An 11,487-nucleotide genomic window follows, 5' to 3' on the forward strand; every position below is an offset into this window, starting at 1 on the left:
CGCTTCTCCAGCGCGGCGCGGCGGTCGGCCTGGGCATGCAGATTGTCGTCGATCAGCGCGAATCCCACCTCGGCGTGGTCGAGGATGTAGTCCATGTCCGACGGCCCGAGCATGGTGTTGATCGGCACCCAGACGAGGCCGGCGCGGTGAATGCCGAACAGCGCTTTGACGAACTCGACCGAGTTGTTGCAGATGGTCGAAATCTTCTCGCCCGGCTTCAGGCCGCGCCCCACCAGATAGTTCGCGAAGCGATTGGCATCGCGCTCGAGTTCGGTGAAGGTCACCCGTCGCGCGCCGTCGGTCAGGGCGACCCGGTCCGGAAAGCGCGCCGCCGCGCGTTTCAGGAGATCGCCGATCGCCACCCGGCCGATGCGGCCCGGGCCCGGCACGCCGCCGGTGGCTGCGAGGTTGGTCATGCGATGCGCTCCCTCTTCCTCGTCATTGCGAGGAGCGAAGCGACGAAGCAATCCATCCTTTCTCTCCGTGGAGAGATGGATTGCTTCGCTTCGCTCGCAATGACGGCTGGTTCAATGCCTGATTCCAAAAATCTGCCTTGCCTCGGCGGGGCTTGCGATCGCGCGGCCGGCCTTGCGGGCACAGGCCGCGATCGCTTCGATCAACTGCCCGTTCGAAGTCACCTTGGTGCCGTCGGCCAGATAGAAGGTGTCCTCGAGCCCGGTGCGCAAATGACCGCCGAGATCGGCGCAGCGCTGGTGCAGCGGCCAGATTTCGGCGCGCCCGATCGCGGTGACCTGCCAGTGCGCTTCCGGCAGCTTCAGCTTCAGGAGGATCGGCAGCAGGTCCGGATCGGCCGGCATGCCGGAGGCGACGCCCATCACGAAATTGTACTCCAGCGGCCCGGCATACATGCCGGTCTGCCGGTACATGCCGACGCAGCGCACGATGCCGACGTCGAAACATTCGAACTCCGGAATGGTGCCGACCTCTTTCATCACGTCGAGATAGTCCTGCACCTTCTCGACCGCGTTGTCGAACATCATCGGCGGCCAGGCCCAGCTGTTGTCGGCCTTGACCTTGAGATAATTCAGCGAGCCGGCGTTGCAGGCGGCCATCTCCGGCCTGGTCTCGCGCACGCAATCGAGCGCGCCGCGGTAATTCGGGCCCGAGGTGCCGGTGGTGTGATTGATGATGACGCCGGGACAGGCCTCGCGGATCGCCTGCTGGATCTCGCGGGAGACGCTGACCTCCCAGGACGGGAGGTGCCCCTTGCCCGGCGCCTGCTGGCGTAGATGGATATGCATCACGCTGGCGCCGGCGTCGAAGGCCGCCTTGGCCTCGCGCGCCATCTGCTCCGGCGTGACGGGAACGTGGTGCTGTTTCGGATCGGTCAGCACGCCGTTCAGCGCGCAGGTAATGACGGCCTTGTCGCTCATGATGTTCATTCGTTCCAGATCGGGATCACGCCATCGATCGGCGTGCCTTGATCGCAAGTTCTAGCATGATGGTAGGTTGCCGCGGCGCCTTCTTGCGTTGACTGGCTATGGAGGTGCAGCGCAGCATGGCGGTGCCCGTTTTCTCAACGAAATTTCCGAAAAACGGCAGCCCCCCGCGTCAGTGGCGTATAGCGGACCTTGCTCTGCATCAAGCCGGCCGGCCGCGAACGTCGCTAAGGGTCTTCCAGACATTGGCGTTGCGGGAGAGGCGGCATGATTTACAAGGACCTGCTTTTGGCTCTGGCGAGCTACCCGGATACGACGCCGCCGCCCGCCATCGACATGGCGGTCGATTTCGCGGCGGCGATCGGCGCCAAACTGTCCGCGATCGCTTGCGAGGCCCGAATTGCCGTCCCGGGCAGCTTTCTGGCCTCGGCATTCCTCGATGTTCCGGCCATGGCCGACGCCGAGGCAAAGAAGGGGCGCATGCAGGCCGACGCGCTTCTCGCTTCCTTCCAGGCGGCCGCGGAAAAGCAGGGCGTCTTCGAAGAGCGCATTTTCGAGCGCTGCCTGACTTCGGAACTCTCCGGGCGGCTGGTGGAATATGCGAGGCTGCGCGACCTCACCATCATTGCCGTCGAGAACAACGAATTTGCCGACCAATCCAACGCCGAAGCATTGATCTTTGAGTCCGGCCACCCCGTGCTGATGATCCCGCGGACCATGCCGAAGCCGTTCGCACTGAAGAAGGTAACCGTTGCATGGGATTTCAGCCGCCCGGCGGCCCGCGCGGTGGCGGATGCGCTGCCCCTGCTCGCCATGGCCCGGCTTGTCCACGTCGTCACCGTGGTCGATGAAAAGCGCATCGGCACGACGCGCTCGGGTCCCGAGCTTGCGAAACATCTCGCCCGTCATGGGGTGGAGGTGATTCTGGAGACCGTCGAGGCCGCGGGCCGCTCGATCGGAGAAACGCTCGAATCGTGCGCCAGGTCCCATGAAAGCGACCTCCTCGTCATGGGCGCCTACGGCCACTCGAGGCTGCGGGAATTCGTTCTGGGCGGAGCCACCCGCAGCATGATGTTCCAGCCGCCCCTGCCGGTGCTACTCTCTCACTGACGCTTTGGCGCGATACCATCAGCGGTCAAGAACCTGCATGCCCGAGGGAGCACAGCAATTGGCGAGCCCGGTGCCGGGCCTGACCACGTCCGAGGCGCTGACGCGGCTGTCGGCGGAAGGCCCCAACGAGCTGCCCCATGCCGGTCGTCGCTCGATCGTCCGGTTGATCATCGATGTCCTGCGCGAACCGATGCTTTTCCTGCTGCTGGCAGGCGGCGCGATCTATTTCGCGCTCGGCGACCTCGGCGAGGCTGTTCTGCTGCTCGCATTCGCATCCGCGTCCATCGTCATCACGATCGTGCAGGAGGCGCGCACCGAACGCGTGCTCGAATCGCTGCGCGATCTGACCAGCCCGCGCGCGCTCGTCATTCGCGACGGCGAACGGGTCCGGATCGCCGGGCGCGACGTGGTGCGCGGCGACATCATCGTGCTTTCGGAAGGCGACCGGGTTGCGGCGGACGCCACGGTCGCGCAATGCGACGACTTGCTGACCGACGAGTCGCTTCTGACCGGCGAATCCGTTCCGGTGCGCAAGCTTCCGGCTGCCGCCGGGCGCGCGCCCAACCCGCCCCGCGCCGGCGGCGACGACCTCCCTTACGTGTTCTCCGGCACATTGGTCGTGCGCGGGACCGGCATCGCCGAGGTTACCTCGACCGGCATCCGCACCGAGATCGGCAAGATCGGCCAGTCCCTGAGTTCCCTGGAAACGGAAACGCCGCGTCTTCAGCTGCAGACGCAGCGTCTGGTGGCGAGGTTCGCCATCGTTAGCGCGATCGTCATCGTGGCCACGGTGCTGTTGTATGGGCTCTATCGCGGCGGCTGGCTGGACGGCGTGCTGGCGGGCATCGCGCTCGGCATGTCGATGCTGCCCGAGGAATTCCCGGTCGTCCTCACGGTATTTCTCGCCATGGGCGCCTGGCGCATCTCGCAGGCGCGCGTCCTCACCCGACGCGCCTCGGCGATCGAATCGCTCGGCGCGGCGACGGTGCTGTGCACCGACAAGACCGGTACGCTGACGCAAAACCGCATGAGGATCGCGCGGTTGATGTTGCCGGACAAAGCGGCATTTTCGCCGCATGATGCGCCGTTCCCCGACATTCCCGACCATTTCCGCACCCTTGTCGAGACCGGTGTCCTGGCATCCGCGCCCGAGCCCTTCGATCCGATGGAAAGGGCGCTGCATGCGCTCGGGATGCCAACCCATCCGGGCAAACATCTGGCGCGCAGCTATGGACTGCGTCCCGATCTTCTGGCGGTGTCGAATGTGTGGCGCCTCCCCGAGGATGGCACGCGGCTCATGGTGGCGGCAAAGGGAGCCCCGGAGGCCATCGGCGCGCTGTGCCGCATGAGCGCGGCCGAGCTCGACGAATTGAGCAGGCGTGTCGATGCCTTGGCCGACGAAGGCCTGCGCGTCCTTGGTGTCGCGCGCGCCTGCTGCAAGCCGCCCGTCCTTCCGGAATCCCAGCGTGCGTTTTCCTACCGCTTCTGCGGCTTGATCGGATTTGCCGATCCGCTGCGGCCTGAAGTGAAGAGCGCGGTAGCCGAATGCCGGTCCGCCGGTATCAAGGTCACCATGATTACCGGCGACTACCCTGCGACGGCATCCGCCATCGCAACACAGGCCGGCCTCGATCCCGAGCGCATCCTGACCGGTACCGAACTTTCCGGCATGAGTGACGACGAACTGGCGCGCGTGGCGCGGTCGCGGACCGCTTTTGCCCGGATCGCACCGGACCAGAAGCTGCGGGTCGTCAACGTCCTGAAGGCGAACGGCGAGATCGTCGCGATGACCGGCGACGGCGTCAACGACGCGCCATCGCTGAAAGCGGCGCATATCGGCATCGCCATGGGCGGCCGCGGGACCGACGTCGCGCGCGAGGCATCCTCGATCGTTCTGCTCGATGACGATTTCGGCTCGATCGTGAAGGCGATCAGGCTCGGCCGGCGCATCTACGACAACCTGCGGAAGGCGATGAGCTTCATTCTCGCCGTCCACGTTCCGATCGCCGGTCTTGCGCTCCTGCCACTGCTGACCGGATTGCCGGTCTTGTTCGGCCCGGTTCACATCGCCTTCATCGAGATGATCATCGACCCGGTCTGCTCGCTGGTCTTCGAAGCGGAAACCGAAGAGCGCAACGTGATGCAGCGGCCGCCGCGCTCACCAAGCGAGCCGCTGTTGCCCCGCGCGCTTGTGATCTGGGCGGGGCTCCAGGGTGGGCTCGCTTTTGCTTTGACGGGCAGCATCCTGATGACGGCGAGCGCCTACGGCATGCCGGAAGACGAAGTCCGTGCGCTCACCTTTTTCTCGCTGGTTTTCGTCATCGTCAGCCTGATCTTCGTCAACCGCTCCTTCACCAGCTCGCTGGTGGAGGCCTTTACCCGGCCCAACCGGACCCTCGTCCTGATCATCCTGTTCGTGGCCTTTGTGCTGGCGCTGAGCCTGATCTGGCCGGCAGCCGCGAAACTGTTTCGGTTCGGCCCGCTGCATGGCGACGATCTCGCGATCACCGTGGCCGCGGCCCTGGTGTCGCTGGCGCTGCTCGAGGCTTCCAAATATCCCCTGCGCCACGCCCTTGCCGGACGCCCGTCCGGCACCGGCGCGCCGGCTGCTCCCGCCCGGGATTGAAAGTCTGGCGCTTCCGACGCGCGCGAACCCGTGATCGTTCAGGAAAATGCCGTGTTCGCCGGCCGGCCGCTGCGGTAGATCGCCAGATCGCGTGAGCCGGAAAAAATCGCGCGCGGCTTCAGGCCGTAAAACCTTCGGATCGAATGACTGAAATGGGTCGAATCGGGATAGCCGATATCCTGGGCGAGATGCGCGAGGTTGATGTCGGCGTTGACGAAATGCAGCAAATGCCGCGCGCGCTTCCAGGCCCTGAACGACCGGAACGGGATGCCGGTCTCCTGCTTGAACAGGTGCAGGAACCGCGACGGCGACAATCCCGCTTCCGCGGCGCAGCTTGCCGCCGTCACCGGTTCGCCGCAGAATTTTCCGATCTGCGCAATCGAGCGCACCACGCGGGGGTCGAGCGCGCGCGCCGGCAAGGCCTCGCCGAAACACATCAGGTCGAATTCGGCGCTCGACATCTCATCGCCGGAATGGCGCTGCCGCAGCTCGTGGTAGGCTTGCCGGATCCGGCAAGCCAACGACTCGCCTTCCGCCCCCGACAGCCGTTCGGCGAGTTCCTCGAAGGCGCCGGCGCGAACGCTTTCGGGTTCGATCACCAGGCAAATCGCCGAACGATAATCGCTGGCGATGGTGTGCCGCTGATTTGGCGGCATGACGACGATGTCACGATAGGCTTCGCGGCGCTCGCCGAGCGTGAGCCACAAGCCGCCCTTGATCGCCACATAGACGTGAAATGCGCCCGGGCGGCGTTCGCGCGGGCGGCCGAGCAGCCCTGCGTAAAACACCCGCTCCGGCAAGATCAGCATCAGATGGCCGGATTCGCGGCCGCGATCGTCCATGGCTCGTCCTCCTCGCGCGGCTCTTTCGGCCGCTGCGCGGGGTCCACCATAGCGCAAATTGGGCGCCTGTCACGGACGTAGCACCGTCATTCCGGGGCGATGTCACCGGGTCCGCGCGAAGCGCGGCCCGATGGCATCGAACCCGGAATCTGGAGATTCCGGGTCTGGTGCTCTCGCACCATCCCGGAATGACGGAACCCCCTTCAAAATCAGCCGCGGACCCGCGGCGTTACATTTTGCTCGACCCCGGCCTGGCGTTCCGCGGCCAGCGCCCGCTGGTATCCGTCACGGGCCTGCAGCCGCGCCCAATAGGCCGCGACATTGGGGCCGAAATCCCTGGCCAACCCGATCGTGCCGGCCAGCCGCAACGCGTAACCGACCGCGATGTCAGCCGCGGTGAAGCGGCCCGCGCACAGCGTCTCCGACTGCCCGGTCGCGGCCTCGACCGCCCGCAGCCGGCCCAGAAACCATTTCGCGTAGTCGCCCGCCACCTGCGGGTTGCGCCGCGCCTCGGGCTCGAGCTGGGTGTAGCGCAGCACCAGGGTTTGCGGAAAGGTCAGCGTCGCATCGCTGAAATACATCCAGTTCAGGAACGCGCCATAGGCCGGCTCGTCGGTCGCCACCACCAGCGGCGTCGGCCCGTATCGGGTGCCGAGGTAGTGACAGATGCCGGACGATTCTGTCATCCTGGTGTCGCCGTCGATCATCAGCGGAATGGTGCCGAGCGGATTGAGTGCAAGATATTCCTTGGCGAACACCCGCGGCGGGAACGGCAGCATCCTGAGCTCATAGGGCAGGCCGAGCTCTTCCAGCATCCAGAGCGGACGAAACGAGCGCGCCCCGTCGCAGTGATAAAGCGTGATCATCAGGCGTTCCCTTTACTCTTGATTGGAGCCAGTGTGGAACGCCGGAGGCCCATCCGCAACGATATCTTCGTCAGATCGCCGCGGTTCAGATGTTGGACCCCTCGATGATATTGCCGAACCGGACATAGCCCTGCCCCTCCCAACGCTGCAACTGCATCTGCTGCAGCGGATGGTGGTTGGTCGGACTGGTGTTGACACGGACGCCCGGCAACAGCGTCGGAACCTCGACATTTTTCAGGTTGTTGGCCTCCTTCATGATGTTCTCGCGGGAAAAGTTTCCATTGCACTGCTCGAGCAATTTTCGCAGCACGGACGTGACGGTATACCCATAGGCATTGAGCGCCTCCTTGGGGTTTCCTTCGCTGTAATATTTCGCCATGAATGCCATGTAGTCCTTGACCCCGGCGTCTTCGGCCCACGCCGGATCGGACGGATCCTTGATGTACACCGAGGTGATAAGGCCCTGGGCGCGCTCGGGCCCGACGGGAATGATGGTGGAGGCCACCGACGCCGCGCCGCTGGTGACGAAATGCATCGGCTTCCAGTCGAGCTCATAGACCTTGCGGATCGCCATGGCGGCAAATTTTGCGGTCACGCCCGATATCAGCACGTCGGCATTGCTGGTGCGCAGCGTGACGATCTGCGAATCGATGGTGGGATCGGTGACTTCGTAGGATACCGCCTTGACGCGGGAGTCATATTTGTCGCCGAGCACGTCGCGCAGTCCGTTGACGAAATCCTTGCCGAGGTCGTCATTCTGATACAGCAGCGCAAATCTGGCATCGGGCTTCTGGCTCAAGGCATATTTGGCAAAGATCTGGGCCTCGGTCCGCGAACTCGGCGCAAAACCCATGGTCCAGGGGTAGTTCTGGTAATCGCCCCATTTGTCGCCGTTCACCGACAGGAACAGATGCGGCACCTTGTTCGAATTGATGTACTTGACCACGGCCGAGTTCGGCGCCGTGCCGAGCATCGAAAACAGGAAGGCGACGTTGTCGCTTTCGATCAGCTTCCGCGTCTGCTCGACGGTTTTCGCCGGGTTGAAGGCGTCGTCATAATAGATGAAGTTGATCTTGCGGCCGGCGATGCCGCCCTGATCGTTGATCATCCGGAAATAGCCATCCGAGCATCTTGCGATGGTACCCAATGCCGACACCGGCCCGCTCAGCGAGGTGGTGCATCCGATCTTGATTTCGGTCGCGGTAACGCCGGGGGTGTCTTCGGCGCGCGAGGTGCCCGCGAGCGCCACGACACCAGCCGCGGCCGAGCCGGCCAGCAGCGAACGACGGTTGAGCGAAGCCATGCCTTCCTCCCAGTTTCATTGAACCTCGGCTGCGGAATTCGCGCCGTCATTGAATTCAACCTAGGAACAAGCCCAATTTGAAGTCTTGCGTCTACGCGCTGATTACTTCCGACCCGTGCCGGGCAAGGTGCCCATCATCTTGCACAGCACCGTCAGCATCACCTCGTCGGCGCCGCCGCCGATCGAAGTCAGGCGGCTGTCGCGATAGGCGCGGCTGACCGGCGTCTCGTTCATGAAACCCATGCCGCCCCAGAACTGCAGGCAGGCATCGGTGAGTTCGCGGCCGAGCCGGCCAGCCTTGAGCTTGGCCATGGTCGCCAGCCGCGTCACGTCCTCGCCGGCGACCAGGGCTTCGCCGGCCCGATAGATCAGCGCGCGCAGCAGCTCGATCTCGGTCTGCATTTCCGCGAGCTTGAAGTGGACGATTTGATTGTCGAGGATGCTTTGCCCGAACGCCTTGCGGTTACGGGTATATTCGATGGTCTCGGCGATGATATATTCGTGCGCCTTGAGGCAGGCGGCCGCGCCCCACAGCCGTTCCTCCTGGAATTGCACCATCTGGTAAGTAAAGCCCTTGCCTTCCTCGCCGATGCGGTTGCGCTTGGGCACCCGCACATTGTCGAAAAAGATCTGCGCGGTGTCGGAGGAGCGCATGCCCATCTTGTCGAGCTTTCGCGCGACCTGCACGCCCTTGCTCTTCATAGGGACGCAGATCAGCGACTTGTTGCGGTGGACCGGCCCGTCGCCGGTATTGGCGAGCAGGCAGATCCAGTCGGCCTGCACGCCGTTGGTGATCCACATCTTGCCGCCATTGATGACGTAATCGTCGCCGTCGGAGCGGGCGTGGGTCTTGATCGAGGCGACGTCGGAGCCGGCGCCCGGCTCGGACACGCCGATGCAGGCGACCGCGTCGCCCGCGATCGCTGGCGCCAGGAATTCGCGGCGCACCTCGTCGGAGCCGAACCGCGCCAGCGCGGGGGTTGCCATATCGGTCTGCACCCCGATCGCCATCGGCACGCCGCCGCAGGTGATGGCGCCAAGTTCCTCCGCCATCATCAGCGCAAAACTGTAATCGAGCCCCTGGCCGCCGAACTCCACCGGCTTGTTGAGCCCGAGAAAGCCGAGATCGCCAAGCTTCTTGAACAATTCATGCGCCGGAAAGATGCCGGCGTCTTCCCACGCATCGACGTGAGGGTTGATCTCGGCCGCGATGAACTTTTGCAAGGCGCGGCGGGGTTCGTCATGGTCGGCGGTGAAAAGCATTTTGCTTCCTTGTCGTTCCGGGGCGGCGCGAAGCGCCGAACCCGGAACCTCGATCTTGTTTTACTCATCTCTAGATTCCGGGTTCGCGCTGACGCGCGCCCCGGAATGACTAGAACTCACAATCCCATCTGCCGGCTGGCCAGATCCTTCATGATCTCCTCGGTGCCGCCGCCGATGGCATTGACCTTGACCTCGCGGTAGATCCGCTCGACCTTGACGCCGCGCATGAAACCGGCGCCGCCGAAAATCTGCACCGCCTCCGACGCGCAGAACGCCATGGTCTGGGTCGCCTGGTTCTTCAGCATGCATATTTCGGCGACCGGGTTCTCACCCTGCCCGAGCCGCCATGCCAGCATCTCGAGCAACGCCTGAGTCGCTGCGACCTTCTGCGTCATGTCCACGATCTTGTGACGGATCACCTGGTGCTGGGCGATCGGCTTGCCGAACGCCTGGCGCTCCCTCGCATAGGCGATCGCCTCCTCGACACAGACGCGGGCAAACGCCGTGCAGCCCGCCGCCATGCCCATGCGCTCGCTGTTGAAATTCTGCATGATGATCTTGAAGCCGCTTCCTTCCTCGCCGATCAGGTTTTCGGCAGGCACCCGGCAATCGTCGAAATGCAGGGTCGCGGTGTCCGATGCCCACCAGCCCATCTTCTTCAGTTTGGTTCGCGACAGGCCCGGCGTATCGCCTTCGATCAGAAGCAGGCTGACGCCGCCGGCGCCTTCGCCGCCGGTGCGCACCGCGACCGTCAGATAGTCGGCCCGCATGCCCGAGGTGATGAAGGTTTTTTCCCCGCTGACGATATAGTGGTCGCCGTCGCGGCGCGCTCTGGTGCGCAAATTGGCGACGTCCGATCCGCCGCTCGGCTCGGTGATCGCCAGCGCCGAGATTTTCTGCCCCGACAAGATCTGCGGCAGTACCCGCGCCTTGATCTCGGGACGGGCGGCGCGCGCGATCGGCGGCGAGCCGATGGTGTGGCTCATCAGGCTCGCACTGACTCCGCCTGCGCCGGCGCGGGCGAGTTCCTGCGAGGCCACGATCTTCATGAACTGGTCGGCGGCAACGCCGCCATATTCCTCGGGAAAGCCGAGCCCCAGCAGCCCGATCCCGGCAGCCTTGGCGTACAGCGCGCGCGGAAACTCCCCGGCCTCGTCCCATTCGCTGGCAAAAGGCTCGATTTCGCGCGCCACGAAGCGGCGCATCACGTCGCGGAAGGCTTCGTGATCCGCGGTGTAGAACGGGCTTTGCGCCCGTGTCCGCTCCAGCATGTTGTCCTCTCGTGACGGCAAGATTTCCCCGAAGCTCGTAGGATTGGAGCCGACCCGGTCCGCAATAGCTCACGAGCGAAGATGGAAGGCGTAATCCGCCGCTCAGTTTTCACCGACGCATCATGTGCTATCCTGCGCCGCATGTCGAATTATCGTCGCGCGTTTGTTCCAGGCGGGTGCTGGTTCTTCACGGTCAACCTGCTGGAGCGGCGTAAAACCCTGCTCGTCGATCACATCGTGTCCTTGCGCGAGGCGGTCGCCACGACGCGAGAAGGCCATCCCTTCACGATCGACGCATTCGTCGTGCTGCCCGATCATCTGCACGCGATCTGGAAACTGCCGCCCGGCGATTGCGATTTCTCCACACGCTGGCGGCTGATCAAGGGCCGCTTCGCGAAAGCGCTGCCGAAGCAGGAACGGCTCAGCGCCGTTCGCGTCGCCCGCAACGAGCGCGGCATCTGGCAGCGCCGGTTCTGGGAGCATCTGATCCGCGACGAGGCCGACTACGCGCGCCATGTCGAATATTGCTACATCAACCCGCTCAAACACCGCCTCGTCACGCGCGTGCGCGACTGGCCGTATTCGTCGTTTCATCGCGATGTTCGTGCGGGAATATTTCCGGAGGATTGGGCTGGCGATAGTGAAGCGAGCGGTGATTTCGGCGAACGATGATGATCGCGCGGCGGCTGGTCCGGAACGGCGGATGACGCGTAATCCGCCGCCTTAGCATGGCGGGTTCCCTTTAACCCGCCATCTCGCGTGCAACGGCGGGTTAAAGGGAACCCGGGCTACGGGGCTGCGAGCAC

At 64.3% G+C, this 11,487-nt stretch carries 10 protein-coding genes; 3 read left to right on the forward strand and 7 right to left on the reverse strand.

Annotated features, from left to right (window positions below):
- On the reverse strand, nt 1-416 hold a 416-nt coding region (locus tag WCE35_RS17485; protein WP_424594582.1), incomplete at its 3' end, for an AMP-binding protein.
- 111 nt (nt 417-527) lie between these two features.
- The gene (locus WCE35_RS17490; protein WP_424594583.1) at nt 528-1,394 is read right to left on the reverse strand and encodes a 3-keto-5-aminohexanoate cleavage protein; all 867 of its coding nucleotides are present in this window, start codon (nt 1,392-1,394) and stop codon (nt 528-530) included.
- A 342-nt stretch (nt 1,395-1,736) separates the two neighbouring features.
- Here WCE35_RS17490 and WCE35_RS17495 point away from each other — a divergent pair, with 342 nt between their 5' ends.
- Both WCE35_RS17495 and WCE35_RS17500 read left to right on the forward strand, forming a co-directional pair.
- A complete protein-coding gene (locus WCE35_RS17495; RefSeq protein WP_424594584.1) occupies nt 1,737-2,510 on the forward strand; it encodes a universal stress protein in 774 nt (257 codons plus the stop codon).
- 37 nt (nt 2,511-2,547) lie between these two features.
- Entirely contained in the window at nt 2,548-5,136 is a 2,589-nt protein-coding gene (locus tag WCE35_RS17500) for a cation-translocating P-type ATPase (protein ID WP_424594585.1), read from the forward strand.
- Nucleotides 5,137-5,174: 38 nt separating this feature from the next.
- Here WCE35_RS17500 and WCE35_RS17505 read toward each other — a convergent pair whose 3' ends face one another.
- The 5 genes from WCE35_RS17505 to WCE35_RS17525 all read right to left on the reverse strand — a co-directional run bounded on the left by WCE35_RS17505 (nt 5,175) and on the right by WCE35_RS17525 (nt 10,681).
- Nucleotides 5,175-5,978: a helix-turn-helix domain-containing protein gene (locus tag WCE35_RS17505; RefSeq protein WP_424594587.1), complete on the reverse strand. Its 804-nt coding sequence runs from the start codon at nt 5,976-5,978 to the stop codon at nt 5,175-5,177.
- Nucleotides 5,979-6,187: 209 nt separating this feature from the next.
- Nucleotides 6,188-6,844, reverse strand: a complete 657-nt coding sequence (locus WCE35_RS17510) for a glutathione S-transferase family protein (protein WP_424594588.1) — start codon at nt 6,842-6,844, stop codon at nt 6,188-6,190.
- Between the two features lie 85 nt (nt 6,845-6,929).
- Nucleotides 6,930-8,147, reverse strand: coding sequence for an ABC transporter substrate-binding protein (locus WCE35_RS17515; protein WP_424594589.1), 1,218 nt, complete (start codon nt 8,145-8,147; stop codon nt 6,930-6,932).
- A gap of 102 nt (nt 8,148-8,249) precedes the next feature.
- Nucleotides 8,250-9,410: an acyl-CoA dehydrogenase family protein gene (locus WCE35_RS17520; RefSeq protein ID WP_424594590.1), complete on the reverse strand. Its 1,161-nt coding sequence runs from the start codon at nt 9,408-9,410 to the stop codon at nt 8,250-8,252.
- Nucleotides 9,411-9,526: 116 nt separating this feature from the next.
- Nucleotides 9,527-10,681 (reverse strand): acyl-CoA dehydrogenase family protein, encoded by a 1,155-nt coding sequence (locus tag WCE35_RS17525; RefSeq protein ID WP_424594592.1) that lies wholly within the window; start codon nt 10,679-10,681, stop codon nt 9,527-9,529.
- A 141-nt stretch (nt 10,682-10,822) separates the two neighbouring features.
- On the opposite strand from WCE35_RS17525, the gene WCE35_RS17530 reads away from it, so the two are divergent.
- A complete protein-coding gene (locus tag WCE35_RS17530) occupies nt 10,823-11,353 on the forward strand; it encodes an REP-associated tyrosine transposase (protein WP_424594594.1) in 531 nt (176 codons plus the stop codon).
- Nucleotides 11,354-11,487 lie beyond the last annotated feature (134 nt).

The organism is Bradyrhizobium sp. (assembly GCF_049691595.1).
GTDB lineage: Bacteria > Pseudomonadota > Alphaproteobacteria > Rhizobiales > Xanthobacteraceae > Bradyrhizobium.